This window comes from Brevibacillus sedimenti (genome assembly GCF_020923495.1).
Taxonomy (GTDB): Bacteria; Bacillota; Bacilli; order Brevibacillales; family Brevibacillaceae; genus Brevibacillus; species Brevibacillus aydinogluensis.
The window spans coordinates 1,142,501-1,161,014 of the sequence record NZ_CP064048.1; the positions used below are offsets into that span (position 1 = coordinate 1,142,501).

The 18,514-nt window shown below is 52.7% G+C and carries 22 protein-coding genes, 1 tRNA gene and 1 other annotated feature (1 of these 24 only partly in view); of the genes, 16 read left to right on the forward strand and 7 right to left on the reverse strand.

What is annotated here, in order from left to right; translation table 11 throughout:
- Positions 1-829: the 5' portion of a YaaC family protein gene (locus tag IRT44_RS05360; RefSeq protein WP_230077584.1), read on the reverse strand. 176 nt of this gene lie to the left of the window's left edge; the window shows 829 of its 1,005 coding nt (coding positions 1-829); its start codon is at positions 827-829; the stop codon falls past the left edge of the window.
- A gap of 169 nt (positions 830-998) precedes the next feature.
- Here IRT44_RS05360 and guaB point away from each other — a divergent pair, with 169 nt between their 5' ends.
- From guaB to IRT44_RS05425, 13 genes are all read left to right on the forward strand, one after another.
- Positions 999-2,459 carry an IMP dehydrogenase gene (gene guaB / locus IRT44_RS05365; protein ID WP_230077585.1) on the forward strand — a complete coding sequence of 487 codons (1,461 nt, stop codon included), beginning with the start codon at positions 999-1,001 and terminating at the stop codon, positions 2,457-2,459.
- 191 nt (positions 2,460-2,650) lie between these two features.
- Positions 2,651-2,827, forward strand: coding sequence for a hypothetical protein (locus IRT44_RS05370; RefSeq protein ID WP_230077586.1), 177 nt, complete (start codon positions 2,651-2,653; stop codon positions 2,825-2,827).
- A gap of 180 nt (positions 2,828-3,007) precedes the next feature.
- The gene (locus IRT44_RS05375) at positions 3,008-4,312 is read left to right on the forward strand and encodes a D-alanyl-D-alanine carboxypeptidase family protein (RefSeq protein WP_230077587.1); all 1,305 of its coding nucleotides are present in this window, start codon (positions 3,008-3,010) and stop codon (positions 4,310-4,312) included.
- Between the two features lie 105 nt (positions 4,313-4,417).
- Positions 4,418-5,302 (forward strand): pyridoxal 5'-phosphate synthase lyase subunit PdxS, encoded by an 885-nt coding sequence (gene pdxS, locus IRT44_RS05380; RefSeq protein ID WP_171567404.1) that lies wholly within the window; start codon positions 4,418-4,420, stop codon positions 5,300-5,302.
- 10 nt (positions 5,303-5,312) lie between these two features.
- The gene (pdxT, locus tag IRT44_RS05385; RefSeq protein ID WP_171567403.1) at positions 5,313-5,903 is read left to right on the forward strand and encodes a pyridoxal 5'-phosphate synthase glutaminase subunit PdxT; all 591 of its coding nucleotides are present in this window, start codon (positions 5,313-5,315) and stop codon (positions 5,901-5,903) included.
- Between the two features lie 113 nt (positions 5,904-6,016).
- Positions 6,017-6,246 (forward strand) — a binding site (T-box leader).
- Positions 6,247-6,355: 109 nt separating this feature from the next.
- Positions 6,356-7,645, forward strand: a complete 1,290-nt coding sequence (serS, locus tag IRT44_RS05390; RefSeq protein ID WP_171567402.1) for a serine--tRNA ligase — start codon at positions 6,356-6,358, stop codon at positions 7,643-7,645.
- 192 nt (positions 7,646-7,837) lie between these two features.
- On the forward strand, positions 7,838-7,990 hold the full coding sequence (locus IRT44_RS05395; RefSeq protein ID WP_230077588.1) for a hypothetical protein: 153 nt from the start codon (positions 7,838-7,840) through the stop codon (positions 7,988-7,990).
- 95 nt (positions 7,991-8,085) lie between these two features.
- The gene (gene aceB / locus IRT44_RS05400) at positions 8,086-9,696 is read left to right on the forward strand and encodes a malate synthase A (RefSeq protein WP_230077589.1); all 1,611 of its coding nucleotides are present in this window, start codon (positions 8,086-8,088) and stop codon (positions 9,694-9,696) included.
- 16 nt (positions 9,697-9,712) lie between these two features.
- Complete coding sequence (gene aceA / locus IRT44_RS05405) at positions 9,713-10,993, forward strand: isocitrate lyase (protein WP_171567399.1); 1,281 nt, start codon at positions 9,713-9,715, stop codon at positions 10,991-10,993.
- A gap of 90 nt (positions 10,994-11,083) precedes the next feature.
- Positions 11,084-11,160 (forward strand) — tRNA-Arg (locus IRT44_RS05410).
- Between the two features lie 305 nt (positions 11,161-11,465).
- Positions 11,466-11,939, forward strand: coding sequence for a hypothetical protein (locus IRT44_RS05415; protein WP_230077590.1), 474 nt, complete (start codon positions 11,466-11,468; stop codon positions 11,937-11,939).
- 88 nt (positions 11,940-12,027) lie between these two features.
- Entirely contained in the window at positions 12,028-12,648 is a 621-nt protein-coding gene (locus IRT44_RS05420) for a hypothetical protein (RefSeq protein ID WP_230077591.1), read from the forward strand.
- 50 nt (positions 12,649-12,698) lie between these two features.
- Positions 12,699-13,304 carry a hypothetical protein gene (locus IRT44_RS05425; RefSeq protein WP_230077592.1) on the forward strand — a complete coding sequence of 202 codons (606 nt, stop codon included), beginning with the start codon at positions 12,699-12,701 and terminating at the stop codon, positions 13,302-13,304.
- Between the two features lie 75 nt (positions 13,305-13,379).
- Here IRT44_RS05425 and IRT44_RS05430 read toward each other — a convergent pair whose 3' ends face one another.
- The 4 genes from IRT44_RS05430 to IRT44_RS05445 form a co-directional block, all read right to left on the reverse strand.
- On the reverse strand, positions 13,380-13,952 hold the full coding sequence (locus IRT44_RS05430) for a hypothetical protein (protein ID WP_230077593.1): 573 nt from the start codon (positions 13,950-13,952) through the stop codon (positions 13,380-13,382).
- Positions 13,953-13,958: 6 nt separating this feature from the next.
- A complete protein-coding gene (locus IRT44_RS05435; protein ID WP_230077594.1) occupies positions 13,959-14,192 on the reverse strand; it encodes a hypothetical protein in 234 nt (77 codons plus the stop codon).
- A 976-nt stretch (positions 14,193-15,168) separates the two neighbouring features.
- Positions 15,169-15,960, reverse strand: coding sequence for a delta-lactam-biosynthetic de-N-acetylase (gene pdaA, locus IRT44_RS05440; protein WP_171567398.1), 792 nt, complete (start codon positions 15,958-15,960; stop codon positions 15,169-15,171).
- Positions 15,961-16,132: 172 nt separating this feature from the next.
- Entirely contained in the window at positions 16,133-16,285 is a 153-nt protein-coding gene (locus IRT44_RS05445) for a hypothetical protein (protein WP_230077595.1), read from the reverse strand.
- 105 nt (positions 16,286-16,390) lie between these two features.
- Between IRT44_RS05445 and IRT44_RS05450 the strand changes: the two genes are divergently transcribed.
- Positions 16,391-16,723, forward strand: a complete 333-nt coding sequence (locus IRT44_RS05450; RefSeq protein WP_171567396.1) for a winged helix-turn-helix transcriptional regulator — start codon at positions 16,391-16,393, stop codon at positions 16,721-16,723.
- Positions 16,724-16,851: 128 nt separating this feature from the next.
- Here IRT44_RS05450 and IRT44_RS05455 read toward each other — a convergent pair whose 3' ends face one another.
- The gene (locus tag IRT44_RS05455; protein WP_212132630.1) at positions 16,852-17,388 is read right to left on the reverse strand and encodes an ImmA/IrrE family metallo-endopeptidase; all 537 of its coding nucleotides are present in this window, start codon (positions 17,386-17,388) and stop codon (positions 16,852-16,854) included.
- Positions 17,389-17,493: 105 nt separating this feature from the next.
- The gene (locus IRT44_RS05460; protein ID WP_230077596.1) at positions 17,494-17,850 is read right to left on the reverse strand and encodes a helix-turn-helix domain-containing protein; all 357 of its coding nucleotides are present in this window, start codon (positions 17,848-17,850) and stop codon (positions 17,494-17,496) included.
- Between the two features lie 164 nt (positions 17,851-18,014).
- Here IRT44_RS05460 and IRT44_RS05465 point away from each other — a divergent pair, with 164 nt between their 5' ends.
- Both IRT44_RS05465 and IRT44_RS05470 read left to right on the forward strand, forming a co-directional pair.
- Complete coding sequence (locus IRT44_RS05465; protein ID WP_171567394.1) at positions 18,015-18,233, forward strand: helix-turn-helix domain-containing protein; 219 nt, start codon at positions 18,015-18,017, stop codon at positions 18,231-18,233.
- Between the two features lie 62 nt (positions 18,234-18,295).
- A complete protein-coding gene (locus tag IRT44_RS05470; protein ID WP_171567393.1) occupies positions 18,296-18,490 on the forward strand; it encodes a hypothetical protein in 195 nt (64 codons plus the stop codon).
- Positions 18,491-18,514 lie beyond the last annotated feature (24 nt).

Here is an 18,514-nt window from a genome sequence, read left to right on the forward strand (position 1 = left end):
AAATCAGGTAGTGGCTGGCCCAGGTTGGCAGAGGAAGTGTCTCCGGCGCACCGTTCCAGAAAAACAGGGAGCCGTGATGAAAAGAAAACAGCGGGTGCCTTTCCCATTCCGAAAGAGCGGCCGAAGTGACAACCGCTTCCCTGCCGATGCTGTCTGCCCATTCAAACAGGAAAGCGTCGCAGCCGTCGGGAACAAGCCGTCGAATATACTGTCGAAGCGTCTCGGGAGAATATGCCAGCGGCCCGTCAGAACCGGTGGGGAACGCTATTCGATACACGGTTCCCTGTTGGTCATCGTGTGGCGTTACGATGCCCAGGTCAAGGCGGACCCACGGCGATTTTCTTCCGGTAACGACTGCATACGAACTGCTCAACTCCGACAAGGACGCAAACAGTTCATCCAGCGAGTACCGATCATTGAGGGGCGTAGGAGCGAATAGACGGGCCAGGTGTGCGAACAATCCTTCCTTTTGCGGCCGAACTTCATCCTCCAACAGATGGTATACTCCGCGCTTCCGCTTGCGCGTGGTCACGCCGTGCTGCAGCACGCGGCTGTTTTGCGGATAGTCAGGGTCGCAGGTAATCAGCCATCCTTTCAGCAGATGCACATACCCGTAAAACAGCAGCAGCGGGCGAACCGAGAGCGAGGCGCCATGAGCCGTTTCGTAAAACTGCCGCGCCTGCTGCCAGGTGTATAAAAAGCGGGTGCTCTGCTGGAACGCCAGGCGGTCGGGGTGCGGCAGCCCCCTAGATTGGTAGCAGTGGGACAAATACCTGCGCGCGGCTGGCTCCGTTTCCAGCAAGCGCAGTGTGGTCCATGCATCCTGCATCGTCATCACCTTTGGTTAACTTTCGTAAAATGGTAACGCTTTCTTGGTATTTTTTTTGATTTATCTGGATAATTGACGGCATACCCGAACGATACAAGCTTTCCTTGACAGTAAATTAAGCCGTTTGTTACACTGGCGATAAATATTTTGGCGAAAGGAGCTTATTATTGTGCGGGAAGACAAATTCGTGAAAGAAGGTTTGACGTTTGATGACGTTCTCCTCATTCCGGCCAAATCGGAAGTGCTTCCCCGGGACGTCGACATCACGACGAAGCTGAGCGAAAACGTTACCTTGAACATTCCCCTGATCAGTGCCGGCATGGACACGGTGACAGAATCTAAGCTCGCTATTGCCATGGCTCGTCAAGGCGGTATCGGGATTATCCATAAAAACATGACCATTGAACAACAAGCCAGTGAAGTGGATCGCGTCAAGCGCTCAGAAAGCGGCGTCATCACCAATCCGTTCTCGTTGACTCCGGACCATACCGTCGCCGATGCGGACCAGCTCATGGGCAAATACCGCATTTCCGGCGTCCCCATCGTCGATGAGCAGAACCACCTCATTGGGATTCTTACCAACCGGGACCTTCGTTTTGTGCACGACTTTTCCACTCCCATTAAAGAAGTCATGACCAGAGAAAATCTGGTAACGGCTCCTGTCGGAACGACGCTGCAGCAGGCGGAAGCCATCCTGCAGAAACACAAGATCGAGAAACTGCCCTTGGTGGACGAAAATAACGTTCTCAAAGGGTTGATTACCATCAAGGACATCGAGAAAGCGATCCAGTACCCGAACGCTGCAAAAGACAAGCAGGGACGTCTTCTTTGCGGTGCGGCAGTCGGTGTGACAGCCGACACGTTTGAACGGGCGGATGCGCTGGTGAAGGCTGGCGTAGACGTACTGGTGGTGGATACCGCACACGGCCACTCTATCAACGTCATCAACACCGTGAAGAAGTTGAGACAAGCCTATCCGGACCTGACCATCGTGGCGGGTAACGTGGCTACGGGTGAGGCAACCCGCGACCTGATCGAAGCAGGTGCCTCCGTGGTTAAGGTAGGGATTGGACCCGGCTCCATCTGTACCACGCGTGTCGTAGCCGGTATCGGCGTACCGCAGATTACCGCCATTTACGACTGTGCGCGCGTTGCCCAAGAGTACAATATTCCAATTATTGCCGATGGCGGCATTAAATACTCCGGTGACCTGACAAAAGCGATCGGCGCGGGCGCGTCGGCCATCATGATCGGCAGCCTGTTCGCCGGAACCGAGGAAAGCCCCGGCGAATTCGAAATTTACCAAGGCCGCCGGTTCAAGGTGTACCGCGGCATGGGGTCGATCGGTGCAATGAAAGCGGGCAGCAAGGACCGCTACTTCCAGGAAAACGAACAAAAACTGGTTCCGGAAGGCATCGAAGGCCGCGTTCCGTACAAAGGTCCGCTGGCTGACGTAGTTTATCAATTGGTTGGCGGGCTGCGTGCCGGCATGGGCTATTGCGGGGCCAAAACCATTCGGGAGCTGATCGAAAACTCCCAGTTTGTCCGCATCACTGGTGCCGGTCTGAGGGAAAGCCACCCGCACGACGTGCAGATTACCAAAGAAGCGCCCAACTACTCCATCTCCTAGGGCGATTGACGAAAAACCCTTTCACGATTGTGAAATGCACCCCCTACAGCAGGGGGTGCATTTTTCTGTGCAAACGAAACTGTGTAACCTATAAATCTGCCAATATTAAACAGATAATTTGGAAAACGTAAGCTCGAAAGCCAAACACCTGGGTGATTTGTCTAATTAAGTGTCGAAGGGAGTGAAACTGAATGGACGTTGTTGCCTTCGTAAAACAGGCGCAGTCGGGCAATGATGCGGCTTACCTTGTCTTGTTTCAACAATACGAAGAAATGGTGTACCGGATCGCTTTCGGACAGAAAAAAGCAGACTCGCCTTTACAAATAGAAGGTGAGTGGAACGTTGCTGTTTTTGTGAAGCGTTCATAACCTTGCACCGCGATTTTTCGTCTATATAAGATTGGAGAGTGGGTTTTTTTCCAGTCTCCAACACGGACAAACAGGTCGAAACAACCTTCAAGGAAGCCCTGCTTGTATGGTACACTTACACTTGTGTGCTCATGCCAATCGTGGCGAAGAACGACAGAAACGGGAGAGTGAGTAAAGCAAATGAAACAAAAAAGATGGACGAGGCGATTGATGGGACTGTTCCTTTCTGTCGCTGTGTTTTTGACCGCGTGGGGCGGCTTGTCTGACGGCGCAGGAGCTGCACAGCCCAACCTGCAGTTGGCGGTTAAATCGGCCATTCTGGTGGAAGCGTCCACGGGCAAGGTGCTGTACAGCAGCAATCCGGATGTACCGCTGCCGCCGGCCAGCATGAGCAAGATGATGACCGAGTACCTCGTGCTGGAAGCGATTAAACAAAAGAAAATCAAGTGGGACGAAAAGGTTCAGGTGAGCGAATACGCCTTTTACATCGCCAAAATGCCGGACTCCGCAGGCGTCTACCTGAACATGGGCGAGTCTCATACCGTCAAGGATCTGTACAAGGCCATGGCGATCGTGTCCGCCAACGACGCAACCGTGCTGCTTGCGGAAAAAGTGGGCGGCAGCGAAGCCAACTTCGTGGCAATGATGAATAAAAAGGCCAAGGAACTGGGGATGAAAAACACCTCGTTCGTGACGTCGACCGGTTTGCCCGTTGAAGATCTGGGGCCGTATGCACCGCAATCCGAACAAAAGGAAAACATGATGTCCGCACGGGACTCCGCGATCCTGGCCCGCGCGCTGATTCGCGATTTCCCGGAAGCGTTGGAATACTCCAAAATTCCGGAGCTGGCGTTCCGTGAAGGTATGCCAAACGTGATCAAAAAGAAAAACTACAACTGGATGCTTCCCGGACTGCTCAGCTACTATCCGGGGGTAGATGGTTTGAAGACCGGCTATACGTCGGCGGCGGGATACTGTTTCACCGGTACGGCAACACGGGATGATATGCGCCTGATCAGCGTCGTCATGGGGACCAGCAGCGAGTTGAAGCGCTTTGAAGAAACCAAAAAGCTGTTTGACTACGGCTTCAGCAACTTCAAGCTGACCAAAAAGGTGGAGAAGGGAGCCGCAGTGAAAGGCTTTGAAACCGCGCCGGTGAAAAACGGTGTGGACCTGACCGTACCAGCTGTAACAAGTAAAGAGGTAAACGTCCTGACCAAAATTGGCGAGGACACCAAGTTTACGCCGGTCGTGACCTTCCAGGATCTGAATGCGCCGCTGACGAAAGGACAGGTCATCGGGAAAGTGGTCTTTAAAGAAGAAGGAGAAAAGGACAGCGACTACCTGCAGCCGGAAGACGTGACCAAGGGGGGCGTCGACCTCGTGGCTGGACAAGACGTAGAGGAAGCAAGCTGGATTCGCCTGTTCTTCCGCAGCATCATCCAATTTATTAGTAACATTTTCAGCAGCGTCACCGGCAAATAAGTGGTTGTGTCGAAAATCACACTTCGTTTACAATGGTGAATATTACGACAACGTTTGCACAAAAACGTGCAGATCTAGAGTCCACATGGGTAGGAGGCAAAAAGCATGGTACAAGTAGGAACGTCCCGCGTTAAAAAAGGTATGGCTGAAATGCAAAAAGGCGGCGTCATCATGGACGTCGTAAATGCCGAACAAGCGAAGATCGCGGAAGCGGCCGGTGCCGTTGCCGTTATGGCACTGGAACGCGTACCGTCTGATATTCGCGCGGCCGGCGGAGTGGCGCGCATGGCTGACCTGGGCATCGTGGAAGAAGTGATGAAAGCGGTATCCATCCCGGTCATGGCCAAGGCACGGATTGGCCACTTCGTTGAAGCACGCGTGCTCGAGGCGATGGGCGTTGACTACATCGACGAGAGTGAAGTGCTCACTCCTGCCGACGACATGTTCCACATCAACAAAAAAGACTTTACGGTTCCGTTTGTCTGCGGTGCCCGCGATCTGGGCGAAGCGCTGCGCCGCATCGGTGAAGGCGCGTCCATGATCCGCACCAAAGGGGAGCCGGGTACGGGCAACATCGTGGAAGCGGTTCGCCACATGCGCACGATGCAGGCACAGATTCGCAAAGTGCAAAGCATGTCCTACGACGAACTGATGGCGGAAGCGAAAAACCTGGGTGCACCGTACGAACTTCTGGAATACGTGCATAAAAACGGGAAGCTGCCGGTTGTCAACTTCGCAGCCGGTGGTGTGGCTACGCCGTCCGACGCTGCACTGATGATGCAGCTTGGGGCAGATGGCGTGTTCGTCGGCTCCGGTATCTTCAAATCGGAGAATCCGGAGAAATACGCCCGCGCCATCGTCGAAGCGACGACGCACTACACCGACTACGATCTGATTGCCCGCGTCTCCAAAGGACTGGGTACGGCTATGCCGGGTATCGAAATCTCCAAACTGCGCGAAGCAGATCGCATGCAAGAGCGCGGCTGGTAAGGTGAACAACATGAAAATTGGCGTACTTGCCCTGCAGGGAGCTGTAGCCGAACACATCCGCATGCTGGAACAAGTCGGTGCAACAGCGGTCCCGGTGAAAAAAGTGGAAGAGCTCAACGATCTGGACGGTCTGGTGATCCCCGGCGGGGAAAGCACCACAATCAGCAAGTTGATGCACAAATACGGCTTTATGGAAGCCATCCGCCAGTTTGGCCAAGCCAAAAAACCGATTTTTGGCACATGTGCCGGCGCCATCCTGCTGGCCAACCGCATCAACGGCCAGGATGACTGCCACCTCGGTCTGATGGACATGAAGGTGGAGCGCAACGCGTTTGGACGTCAAAAGGAGAGCTTTGAAGTCGATCTGCCCGTGGCGGGCATCGCTCCCGATTTTCCGGCTGTCTTTATTCGGGCGCCGTACATTATGGAACTGGGGGAAAACGGTCAGGTGCTGGCGAAGTACGAAGACAAAATTGTCGCCGCCCGCCAAGGCCATTACCTCGCGGCTGCCTTCCACCCGGAACTGACGGAGGATGCGCGCATCCACAAATTCTTCTTTGACATGGTGAAGGAGTACCGGGCCGATAAAGTTCAGGCCTGATCCCGCACTCACACAAAAAACCGGTACCGCACGTGGTGCCGGTTTTTTTGTCAACCGCCTCCTTTACACAGGTATAGAACCTGTAGTACAGTTAACAATAGATGTATCGAATATTGAATGCGATGATGAGGCCAGTACTTTGCATAAGCCAGGCCCAGAGAGTCGGTGGCGGGTGAAAACCGATCCGGCGTGCAAGGGAATCCACCTCGGAGTGGCAAAGCTTCAAACTTTGCCCGGTAACCGTCCCGTTACGACGGATGAGAGCGGGCAAATGCGGATGGAGACGGACAAACGCATTTGCCAACAAGGGTGGCAACGCGGGTATACAGCACTCGTCCCTTACAGAGGGGACGAGTGTTTTTTACTGTCCCGCAGGAACGCGCTTTCGCCATTCACATCTGGACAACTATTCTTTCCAGAATAAGGAATCATAGAGATTAGGAGGGAATTACATGCTTGACGTGAAAGTTTTGCGCAGCAATTTGGAAGAGGTAAAACGCCGGTTGGCACATCGCAACGAAGACATTTCCGCGCTCGACCAGTTCGCCGAGACGGATGAAAAGCGGCGCCAGGTCATTCAAGAAGCAGAATCGTTGAAAAATAAGCGAAACACGGTCTCCGAACAAGTGGCGATCATGAAGCGCAACAAAGAAAACGCCGACCACCTGATCGCCGAAATGAAACAGGTGAACGAGCGCATCAAGGCGCTGGACGAAGAACTGCGCCAGCTGGACGAACAATTGGAGCAGATTTTGCTGAGCCTGCCCAATCTGCCGCACGAGAGCGTGCCGATCGGTACGTCGGAAGAAGACAACGTAGTGGCCTGGACCTGGGGCGAACCGCGCAATTTTACGTTTGAGCCAAAGCCGCACTGGGAGCTGGCTGCCAATCTGGGCATCCTCGACTTTGAAGCGGCGGCCAAGGTAACAGGCAGCCGGTTTGTCTTTTACAAGGGGCTGGGAGCGCGTCTGGAGCGGGCGCTGATGAACTTCATGCTGGATCTGCATACCAGCGAACACGGATACGAAGAGATTTTGCCGCCGTACATCGTCAATCGCACCAGCATGACCGGCACCGGTCAGCTTCCCAAATTTGAGGAGGATGCCTTCAAACTGGATGGGCCGGATTACTTCCTGATCCCGACAGCGGAGGTGCCGGTGACCAACATTCACCGCGACGAGATTCTCGATGCAGCCGACCTGCCGATCTATTACGCCGCGTACAGCGCTTGTTTCCGTTCCGAAGCCGGATCGGCCGGCCGCGATACGCGCGGACTGATTCGCCAGCACCAGTTTAACAAGGTGGAGATGGTGAAGTTCGTCAAACCGGAAGACTCTTACGACGAACTGGAAAAGCTGGTGAAAAACGCGGAAAAAGTGCTGCAGCTCCTCGGCCTGCCGTACCGCGTGATGAACATGTGCACCGGCGACCTCGGGTTTACCGCCGCGAAAAAGTACGACCTGGAGGTATGGCTCCCCAGCTACAATACGTATCGGGAAATCTCCTCGTGTTCCAACTTTGAGGACTTCCAGGCGCGTCGGGCCAACATCCGGTTCCGCCGCGACGCGAAGAGCAAGCCGGAGTTCGTCCATACACTCAACGGCTCCGGTCTGGCAATCGGCCGCACCGTGGCCGCCCTGCTGGAAAACTACCAGCAGGAAGACGGCTCCATTGTCATTCCGGAGGTACTGCGTCCGTACATGGGCGGAATGGAAAAGATCGTGCCGAAGGAAAGCCGCTGACGACGTACAGCATACAGACAGTCAGCATAGAAAAAACCGGCTCTCACGTCCATTTGGATGGGGAGCCGGTTTTTTTATGTAACAAAAACAGCGGAATTTTTTGAAAATGGTGTTGCGTTGTACGAACCACTGTTATATAATAACGGCAAGAAAGTTGATTATTGTATTAATACAGGAGTGGAGGGAACGGAAATGAACTGCTTTCGGTGTGAAGGAAACGGCGAACAGAATTGTCCGCACTGCGGCGGAGCGGGCTATGACGAGCACGGGGTGGTGTGCCATCATTGCCAAGGTGACGGCTGTGTAAGCTGCAGCCACTGCAGCGGCAGCGGGTATCTGGATTAAGGCCATTTTTTTTGGTAGTACTGTACTATAATAGATTGATTAAATTTTCTTCTGTATCATAATAACGTTTTGGTTCAGGAGAGGAGGAACCTGTTTTGACTACGTTGCACACCAACCATTACCCAGCCGAAGTGACGATCACCGGCGCGCTGTCGCCGCAGTATGAGGAGATTCTCACTCCCGACGCGATCCGATTCTTGATCAAACTGGAGCGGGCCTTTGGCGAGCGGAGGCGGGATCTGTTGAAACAGCGGATCAAACGGCAGGAGGAGATTGACTGCGGGAAGCTGCCCGATTTTTTGCCTGAGACCGCCCACATTCGCAAGGCTGATTGGACGGTGGCTCCCCTGCCGCCCGACCTGCAGGACCGCCGGGTGGAGATTACCGGTCCGGCCGGCGACCGCAAAATGGTGATCAACGCGCTCAACTCGGGAGCCCGGATGTTTATGGCCGACTTTGAAGACGCCAACTCGCCGACGTGGACCAACACGATCCAGGGACAAATCAACATGCGCGATGCGGTGAGGCGCACCATTACCTACACCAGCCCGGAAGGCAAGCAGTACGCGCTGAAGGAAAAAACGGCTGTGCTGATCGTCCGTCCGCGCGGCTGGCATCTGGAAGAAAAACACGTGTTGTTGGATGGGCAGCCGCTCTCCGGCAGTCTGTTTGACTTCGGATTGTATTTCTTCCACAACGCCCATGTCTTGCTGGAAAAAGGCTCGGGCCCGTACTTTTACCTGCCCAAACTGGAGAACCACCTGGAAGCCCGTCTCTGGAACGACGTCTTCCTGTTTGCTCAGGACGAATTGGGGATTCCGCGCGGCACGATCAAGGCGACAGTGTTGGTCGAAACGATTCTGGCCGCGTTTGAGATGGATGAAATCCTGTACGAGTTGCGTGAGCACAGCGCCGGACTCAACTGCGGCCGCTGGGACTACATTTTCAGCTACATCAAAAAACTGCGCAACCAGCCCGATGTCATCCTCCCCGACCGCGCTTTGGTGACGATGACGGTGCCGTTCATGCGGGCGTATACCACGCTTGCGGTCAAGACGTGCCACAGGCGGCAGGCGCCCTGCATCGGGGGAATGGCGGCGCAAATTCCGGTCAAAAACGATCCGGTCAAAAACGAAGAAGCGCTGGCCAAGGTGCGGGCCGACAAGGAGCGGGAAGCCTACGACGGCCATGACGGCACCTGGGTGGCCCATCCCGGATTGGTGCCGGTAGCGATGGAAGTGTTTGACCGCTTGATGCCGGAAGCCAATCAGATCTGGTACAAGCGGGAGGATGTGCAGGTCACGGCTGCCGACCTGCTGGCGGTGCCAGAAGGGCCGATTACGGAAGAGGGCGTGCGCACCAACATCAGCGTCGGCATCCAGTACATCGAAGCCTGGCTGCGCGGCCACGGCGCGGTGCCGATCAACAACCTGATGGAAGACGCGGCCACGGCGGAAATTTCCCGCGCCCAGGTCTGGCAGTGGATTCGCCACCGCCGGGGCGTGCTGCCGGACGGGCGGAAGATTACCGCCGGACTGGTCAAACAGTGGGTGAGTGAGGAACTGCAAGCCTTGAAACAAGCCATCGGCCAGGAACGGTACGAGAGCGGCAAATTCCAGCTGGCGGGCGAACTGTTTCTGCGGCTGGTGACAGCAGACGAATTCGAAGAGTTCTTGACCATCCCGGGCTATGGCTATCTTGAATAAAAAGGAGTGGAAGAGGATGAACAAGCAAGAGGCAATCAGACAGGTGGAGGAAAGCTGGAAGGCGGAGCGTTGGAAGGGGATTGTCCGCCCGTATACGGCAGAGGACGTCGTCCGGCTGCGCGGTTCGGTGCAGATTGAACATACGTTGGCACGGATGGGGGCAGAGCGGCTGTGGCATTTGCTCCACACGGAACACCACATCAAGGCGCTGGGTGCCCTCACCGGAAACCAGGCAATTCAGCAGGTGAAAGCCGGCTTGAAAGCCATCTACCTGAGCGGCTGGCAGGTAGCGGCTGACGCCAACCTGGCCGGGCAGATGTACCCCGATCAGAGCTTGTATCCGGCCAACAGCGTTCCTCACGTGGTTAAGCGGATCAATCAGGCGTTCCAGCGCGCCGACCAGATCCAGCAGGCGGAAGGGACAGGTGACATCTACTGGTTTGCGCCGATCGTGGCTGATGCGGAAGCTGGTTTTGGCGGACCGCTCAACGTGTTTGAACTGATGAAAAGCATGATCGAAGCGGGAGCCGCCGGCGTTCACTTCGAAGACCAGCTGGCTTCGGAGAAAAAGTGCGGCCACATGGGCGGAAAAGTGCTGATTCCCACGCAGTTGGCCATTCGCAATCTGATCGCAGCCCGCTTTGCCGCTGATGTGATGGGCGTACCGACCGTGATCATCGCTCGTACGGATGCCAACGGAGCCTTTTTGATCACCAGCGACATCGACGACCGCGACAAGCCGTTCCTCACCGGCGAGCGCACACCCGAAGGATTCTTCCGCATGCGCGGCGGGCTGGATGCGGCTATCGCGCGCGGCCTCAGCTACGCGCCGTACGCCGATTTGATCTGGTGCGAAACCTCGGAGCCCAATCTGGAGGAAGCGCGCCGGTTTGCTGAAGCCATTCACGCACAATTCCCGGGGAAATTGCTGGCGTACAACTGCTCCCCGTCGTTCAACTGGAAACGGAAGCTGGATGAAGCTGCGATCGCCCGTTTTCAGGATGAGCTGGGCGAGATGGGGTACAAGTTTCAATTCGTCACCCTGGCTGGCTTCCACTCGCTCAACCACAGCATGTTTGAGCTGGCCCGAGGCTACCGCGAGCGCGGCATGGCCGCCTACTCCGAGCTGCAGCAGGCGGAGTTTGCGAGCGAGCCATACGGATATACCGCGACCCGCCACCAGCGCGAGGTCGGCACCGGCTACTTTGACGAAGTGGCCCAGGTGATCGCCGGCGGCACCTCGTCGACCACGGCCTTGAAAGGCTCCACGGAGGAAGAACAGTTTACCCATAGCTGATGAAACGTCAGGACCAGGGCATCATCCCTGGTCCTCCCAATTGCAAAAAATCGACTTCCCTCATATAATTAATTAGAGTAGGTGCAATACGTCCTCGTAGCTCAGCTGGATAGAGCAGCAGTTTCCTAAACTGCGTGTCGGAGGTTCGAGTCCTCTCGGGGACGCCATTCCATGAAAAACCTTGGGAATCCAAGGTTTTTTTCTTTTTATGTGGAGAGTAAGACAGGAAATTGGTTCTTAGGCGTGGCACTGAGTATTATTCGCACTCTGAACTGTATGGAAAATATTATGAAACGATCGTAAAGCTGAATCGTCATATGTATAGATGGATCGGTAAATTCTGGGGATTCAGGATTCTTATGGGGCGCCGGAAGATCAGCAAAAACACTACAGGTGGTAGTTCAAGCGGATTTTCTGATGCCTCTTCAATTTAAAACAACAGTGTGGGGTGTCTGTTTGTGAAAAAGCGTGCATGGATGGTTGTCGGCTTGCTGGAGGGAGCTTCTACGGAGCAGAAGACGCAAATGCATCGAAGATGACAGCAGACGTAAAGCAAGCAGACAAAATGAAAATACACCGCTCCAAAGAAACAAATGAAAAGATTGAGAAGGCCTGGAAGAGTGCCAAAGAGACTTTTACGTTTGATGATCGTGGTTGGACGCAGTATGACTATGCTGATCGCTCCAATTTTACAGCGACAATGAGTGAACAGGAAAAGAGCAGTTTTTACGAAGCATTGCTCTCGGCGATGTCTGAGCATCAAAAGGTTGGAGATATGATGCCAGTCTTGCTGGTAAATAGCGATAAGACCAAGGCGGTCATCCTATTCAAGCGAGATGAAGGGAAAGGTGCGTCCGTGAAAATCGAGTTGACGTTAGCGGAAGGAACGACGAAAAGTGACAAAGCGTCTAAAGTGTGGAAAGTGGACAGCGTAGAGGAAAAGTAAGATAGGCAGGAGCATAGGGGATGCAGCAGCGTCCTCCTCCTTTATGTGCTCTGTAGCCCACTTGTGTAGACGGAACAGGAGGATGAATATGTTAGGAAATGGTCTCGGTTTACTGTTGTGTGTAATTCTGAGCACGTATGTACCCGCCAATTATGCAACCCAGGGTGAACCTTCTCCGACGAATATTCAGATCATCAGGGACGCAGAGGAAATGAGCCCAGGTCCCCTCGACAGAAGAAGTATATCGATTGCGGGAATTTATCTGGATGATACGCAGGAAGAGGTGCTTAAAAAGCTAGGCGAACCCACGGAGAAAGGGATCGAACACTCCACCCCCTTTCCGCAATGGTATTATAAGGATTTGAACATGTATGTTTCATTTTACTCCGATGGTTCTTCGGATGAGAAAGTGGGCGGGGTCGTGAGAATCTTAGTGATTGCCCCCACCGATAAAGAAAAGACCAAGACCAACTACGGCTTTGGGATTGGCGATAAGGTAAGCAGCTTTGAAAAAAGGTTTCCAAAAATCTACGCGTATGAACCCCTTGAATACCCTGAAACTCATGAAATCTCCCAAACATTTTATATAACCGGCCAAGAGATATATAAAATTACCGGTCCAAAGAGTGAATTCACTCAGTATCTTCCATACTTCAGGATCGATACTGTAAACGATGCAATAGAGGTTATGGAGCTAACAACTGAATAACACCAGTTGTAATCAGCATGTGGTCAGTTGGAACAAAAGGGAGGATAAATATGCTGGGCAATGGTCTCAGTTTACTCTTATGTGTAATCCTGGGCACGTATGTACCCGCCAATTATGCAACCCAGGGTGAACCTTCTCCGACGAATATTCAGATCATCAGGGAAGCAGAGGAAATGGGGCCGGGTCCCCTCGACCGAAGAAGCATATCGATTGCGGGAATTTATCTGGATGATACGCAGGAAGAGGTGCTCAAAAAGTTAGGAGAACCCACGGAGAAAGGGATCGAACATTCTACCCCCTTTCCGCAATGGTATTATAAGGATCTGAACATGTATGTTTCATTTTTCTCCGATGGCTCATCGGATGAGAAAGTGGGTGGGGTCGTTAGAATCAGCGTGACGGCCCCCACCGATAAAGAAAAAACCAAAACCAACTACGGGTTTGGGATTGGTGATAAGGTAAGCAGCTTTGAAAAAAGGTTTCCAAAAATCTACGCGTATAACCCCCATGAAGACCCTGAAACTCATGAAATATTACAAGCATTTTATATCACCGGGAAAGAAACATTTCATATAACGTACACTCATTATCGTCCATCCTTCTGGATCGGTACCGTAAACGGTGTAATAGAGGGTATGGAACTAACGACTGAGTGAAGCCAATTGTCGCGATGAAACATGATTGATAACAAACGAAAGCTGGGTATACTCTCGGTATACCCAGCTTTCAGATTATAACCAACCAGAGTTATTCAAGATGATATTGAGTCTGCGTCCGGGATAGGAATCGGTGGAGAGCATATAGTGGCCCGCATTCCATTTGGACGATCCCAGCATTTCGTTGACGGCATATGCACCTGGGCTAAAGTTTTGACTGGTAACAGATTTAAGTGTTTTGCCATCATCTGTTTTTACATTGGAAGCCTTCAGGCCGCCTTTAAAACCATTTTCATATGCGCCTCTAAGATTTGTTTTTTCCCCAAAAATGTTATCGTATGCGTCTTTTCCCCCATTGTATCGTTTTTTGATTTGTTCATAGTATGCAATAGTACCCTCAGTCAGTGATGCAAAAATCGGGAATGAACCACAAGATTTATTTTTTTCAGTTGTTCGTCCCATAGTTGATGTCTGAAATGCAGGGTTATTAATTGGAATTCCCCATTCCTGGAACCATTGGCACAAAACCACTTCTGTCGGAATGCCGATTTGATTTGCCGCTTCTTCAGCATATGATGCATAGCGGTCATAGAAATCGGAATAATTCGGTTTTTTCGGATAACCTTTTTGTCCTGGGCAAACAGTCATAATGCTTCACACTCCTAAACCTAAAATTTTTGGTTGCGTAATTCTGGCAAACTCATCGTCCCAATGACGGTTGATTGGCATGATCACCTTCAAGTCTGAGGGCGGGACGGAAATGTGGAAATGTTGATGCAGCAATCGACTCCACAGGAAAGGGTTGTATCCGTCATACACTTTGCCGGCCAAGATGAACGACGGAACCAGGTTGAGTTTTAGCTGTTTGTAGTCGCGCAGCGCTTCCATGTCCCTGATAATGTTCCTTTCGACAAAGGGTACAGCGTGTTCTTTGAACAGACAGATCACCTGAAAGGCAATTAACGATAGGTCATCCGTGAATACTTCTACAACATGTGTAAAGATGGTCTCCCCCTTTCTTTGCGGAATTCATGAGATCTCATTTCAACCATGTAGGAGGAAATTTGAGGGAAATAACAACCCCCATCCACGAATTAATTGAAAGGATCTACACCAATCCATTGTAAATAAATGGGAATAATACTTATTTAATAATTCACACAATTTTAACATCGAGCGGATTCATTTCCCCTCATTATGGGATACAATGTCAATGACAATGACGACCGTGAGAAGAAAGGGGTATACTCATTGAATTTGGTATTAACCGAAAGACAATGTCGAGTATGTCGGGTTCGTCTGACGGAGTATGAAATTGAAAACAACAACGAGCTATGCATGGATTGTTATAAAGAAAAACGTGAAGATGCTGAAACGAAAGCGAACCTGGGCAAAAAGCCGTCTCTCTGATGGGAGACGGCTCAGCATGTAGACAAAGTCCGTGGCGCATGGGTGATCGGGCCCGCTCGCTCTCTTGACGCCCAGCAAAGAAGTGGATGATGTCCGCTCCAAAACGCGACGCGGGCAGGGGGCAAACATCTGGGTGTTTCGACGAAGTGAGACTTGTGCCCCCTGTTTATCCCCGCGTCTTTCGTTTTTCCGCTGAGCAGGTCGTCAAAGGAGCTCGCTTGGCCCATCCCTCCATGCGATGTACGTTGTCTTCAGCTTCGGTTGATGAATGTGCAGGCCTTCCGGCCTGGAAATTATGAAAATCGTTTTCTTGTGGACGCTTACTAAATAAACAGTTTGTCTTCAATCTGAGCCGTCTCTCTGATGGGAGACGGCTTTTTCATGGGTGCAACCCCTGTATGGGCGTATTTGTGCTTGAGACAGGCGGCAATCAGCCCTTTGCTGGCAGGCCGCTTTACGGAACAGGTGTCGAGGGATTGTGCGGAACCAGCTGATCCAGGCTCTTGAATTCGTACCCCCGTTTGCGCGCCTCGTCGATGATTGCACCCAGCGCTTCTGCGTTGTCGCGGGAGACGGCGTGCAGCAGGATGACGGCACCCGGGTGAAGCTGTGAGATGACGCTGTCGTACGCGTACCGCCAGCCTCTTTGCACCTTGGTGTCCCAGTCTTTGTAGGCAATCGACCAGAAGATGCTGGTATAGCCCAGCTGCTTGCAGGCCGCAAGGGAGCGGTCACTGAAAATTCCCCTTGGCGGACGCAAAAAGCGCATCTCTTTTTGACCAGTGATCCGGGCTACTTCCGTCTGTACCTTCTCCAGCTCTTCCCGGATGCGTTCGTTGGAAAGTTTCGTCATGTCGGGGTGGCTCCAGGAGTGGTTTCCGATCAGATGCCCTTCGGCTGCCATCCGTTTGATGAGGTCGGGCTGGTCTTTTACGTAATGTCCGGTCACGAAAAAGATGGCCGGCACCTTTTTGGCCTTGAGCGTGTCCAATATTTGCGCGGTGTAGCCGTTTTCGTACCCGTTGTCAAAGGTCAGATACAGTTCTTTTTTGGTCGTATCTCCCAAAAAGATAGCCCCGTGCTTCTCCACAACGGATTTGAATCCTTCCTGGTCAATGGAAGGAAGTTTGCCGTCCCTGCTCTTTTTAAAGCCAAAGTGGTACGCCGTATCGGGATGGGCAGCCGCATGCCCCAACACGATGGTTACGAGCAGCAAGACAGCGGACAAAATGGTAAGGCGCTTCATGGTAACCTGCCCTCCTTTGTGACAATAGGCTTCCCTTTACCTAGCGATATTGTCCCATCAACGTTGGCAAGTTATGTGCCTGCCGCGACCAGGCGCTTTTGGAAAAAACAGGTTGGCAACCCACACAAAACGGCCTTTCCCTGCCACTATGGAGCGGGAAGGCCGGATGTGCTCAGGCCTCCTCCCAGGGGACGGGACGGGGGGCCGGAATGGGATATTGTTCGGAGCGATCGGGCATTTCGGCTCGGGTCTTGTCTATGGAACCGACCGGAATCTTGTCTTCCACTTCAAAAATGGCCATGGCTCTCTCTTTTTGATCGGGCATGCAGCACTCACCTCCGTATGTTTCCATTCACTAGGATGGTTGCGGGCCAGATTTTGATGCAAGGAAAAAAGAGCGATATACTGAATGGAGAATGGGGTGATTTCCATGAAACAGTCTTCTCTGTGCCCGAAGTTTGAAAAAGCCATGCATCTGCTGAGCAAACGCTGGACAGGGCTGATCCTGCACCAGCTTCTTTTGGGACCGCAGCGTTTTTGTTCAATTGAAGAGGCGCTTCCGATCAGCGGCAGGCTTTTGTCGGAACGGCTGAAGGATCTGGAGAAGGAAGGACTGGTGCATCGGGAAGTCTATACGGATTCCGCTCCGGTGAGGGTGGAATATTCGCTTACGGATAAAGGACGCGCACTGGAACCGATCATCAAAGGCATCGAGAAATGGGCACAAGAGTGGATCGAACTGGATCAGAAAACAGTCAACTGAACGGACTTACGAACAAAGCGCCGGACATTGTGTACGGCGCTGATTTGCTTGGAAAGGACCGCATCGTTCAATGCGAGGCCGTTCCCTGCAAGGGACTGTTCGGACGTGCTTCGGCTGCGCCGCATATCTCAAGCCGGACGCGGGCCCCTGCCGTGGAGGCGGGCGACGAACTGGCGGTGCAGGCGTTCGCTGATGATGCGGCGGCGAATCTGAGCGAGCCGCTTTTCCGCCAGCTGCCGGGTTACGCCAAACTCCTGGGCCAGCAAGCAGGCCGGATGAGTCTGGCAGTCGGTCAGTCTCAACCTGGATACCATGAAAAACGGCAGAGCCGCGTAAAGTTGAAACTGCGAAGCCTGGGCCTCCTGCAGGTCGCGGAACGATTTTCTCATCTCCAGCTGTTTCCCGGTATGTCCGCGCAATATATGCCCCAGCTCATGAAAAAACTGCTCACGCTGGATTGGCCGGGGCAGGGCGGAATTGATCGTGATGCAGCGATAGCCGCCGGCTTCGTACCGCATCGATGGACAAGGACGGTACACAAGCTCAATGCCGAGGGCTTCGGCGACCGTTTCCTCGCGCAAATCTCCCGCATGTCGCATCCCCAGTCTGGCATAAAAAGCGCCCACCCATTTTTCCAGTTCCGTTTGTTTGTAATCGCGGAGCATGTGCATTCCTCCTTTGCAAGAAATAGAACATATGTTCGGTATTGTGCGAAAAGAAAACGCCGTGCACGGGACAGTGTTTGGTAAGACACGTCCTGCCCCTGCCGGTCATGGTTTGTCCGACTGTCGGGCTTTCCACCGCAAATAGTCGATGTGCTTTTTCACTTCTTCAATCTCGGATGGGCTCAATCCCTCCAAGTCAAAGAACGAAATATGCTCCTCCGGATTTTTCCGGGTTCCCCATGAGGGCGTCGGGTCATTCGTCTTGCCGAGAAGGAAATCGGCGGAGACGTTGAACACATCGGCAACTTTCGAGAGCAGATGGTTGTCCACACTCTTTTTCTCACCCGACTCAATCCGTGAGAGCACCGTGTTGTGAATTTGCAGTTTTTCGGCCAATTGGATTTGGGACCACCGCTTTTGTTCCCGGAGCCATTTGATCCGTTGACCGACTGTTGACATCATTCGTCACAACCTTTCCGCTATGGCAATAATTATTCTAACAATTTTCCATAACGGAAAACACAATTTTTGTTAATTTAACAAAGAACGTGTTGACTTTGTGAAAATTGAAACGGTATTATAATGGTTAAAGATTTGCTAATTTGGCAAATAAAGGGGGATGCTGATTGAACAAAGTCAATCTGGGATTCATCGCAAGGCGACGGCTCGAAACGGGAATCACGTTGCAGGACATGGCGGAATCACTGGGCTTCAAGAACGCGTCTACCTATCTGAAATACGAAAAGGGCGAGTACGACTTCAAGGCGAATCACCTGCCGGTGTTGGCCAGAAAGCTGAAATGCGAACTGCGCGACTTGTTTCAGTGCTTGATTTTGCTGATATGACAAATACAGAGACAAACAGATCACAGAGCGATATGGCAAGAGATCGGTCAGGGGGGAAAGAGGTGGAAGTCCGGGAAGCCAACATGCGGCAGTTGGAAATCTGGAAAAGGACACTGGCATACGAGCTAGCGATGATGGAGCCCCAAAGCGTTTCTGCCTGTCAGGATTTCCTTCGTCGCTTGGAGTCGTTTGAGCGGGAACTGCAAAGGGAGAGCGACGCGGCACTGACCGCCCCGATTGCCGGGCAGGTGCCGTGAGAAAAAGCGGTTTCCCCAAACGGA

Coding starts and splice junctions, on each gene's coding strand:
- IRT44_RS05370 (WP_230077586.1), top strand. CDS start 2,651: ATGGACGTTGTTGCCTTCGTAAAACAGGCGCAGTCGGGCAATGATGCG.
- IRT44_RS05375 (WP_230077587.1), top strand. CDS start 3,008: ATGAAACAAAAAAGATGGACGAGGCGATTGATGGGACTGTTCCTTTCT.
- pdxS (WP_171567404.1), top strand. CDS start 4,418: ATGGTACAAGTAGGAACGTCCCGCGTTAAAAAAGGTATGGCTGAAATG.
- pdxT (WP_171567403.1), top strand. CDS start 5,313: ATGAAAATTGGCGTACTTGCCCTGCAGGGAGCTGTAGCCGAACACATC.
- serS (WP_171567402.1), top strand. CDS start 6,356: ATGCTTGACGTGAAAGTTTTGCGCAGCAATTTGGAAGAGGTAAAACGC.
- IRT44_RS05395 (WP_230077588.1), top strand. CDS start 7,838: ATGAACTGCTTTCGGTGTGAAGGAAACGGCGAACAGAATTGTCCGCAC.
- aceA (WP_171567399.1), top strand. CDS start 9,713: ATGAACAAGCAAGAGGCAATCAGACAGGTGGAGGAAAGCTGGAAGGCG.
- IRT44_RS05415 (WP_230077590.1), top strand. CDS start 11,466: ATGGATGGTTGTCGGCTTGCTGGAGGGAGCTTCTACGGAGCAGAAGAC.
- IRT44_RS05420 (WP_230077591.1), top strand. CDS start 12,028: ATGTTAGGAAATGGTCTCGGTTTACTGTTGTGTGTAATTCTGAGCACG.
- IRT44_RS05425 (WP_230077592.1), top strand. CDS start 12,699: ATGCTGGGCAATGGTCTCAGTTTACTCTTATGTGTAATCCTGGGCACG.
- IRT44_RS05430 (WP_230077593.1), bottom strand. CDS start 13,952: ATGACTGTTTGCCCAGGACAAAAAGGTTATCCGAAAAAACCGAATTAT.
- IRT44_RS05435 (WP_230077594.1), bottom strand. CDS start 14,192: ATGGAAGCGCTGCGCGACTACAAACAGCTAAAACTCAACCTGGTTCCG.
- pdaA (WP_171567398.1), bottom strand. CDS start 15,960: ATGAAGCGCCTTACCATTTTGTCCGCTGTCTTGCTGCTCGTAACCATC.
- IRT44_RS05445 (WP_230077595.1), bottom strand. CDS start 16,285: ATGCCCGATCAAAAAGAGAGAGCCATGGCCATTTTTGAAGTGGAAGAC.
- IRT44_RS05450 (WP_171567396.1), top strand. CDS start 16,391: ATGAAACAGTCTTCTCTGTGCCCGAAGTTTGAAAAAGCCATGCATCTG.
- IRT44_RS05455 (WP_212132630.1), bottom strand. CDS start 17,388: ATGCTCCGCGATTACAAACAAACGGAACTGGAAAAATGGGTGGGCGCT.
- IRT44_RS05460 (WP_230077596.1), bottom strand. CDS start 17,850: ATGATGTCAACAGTCGGTCAACGGATCAAATGGCTCCGGGAACAAAAG.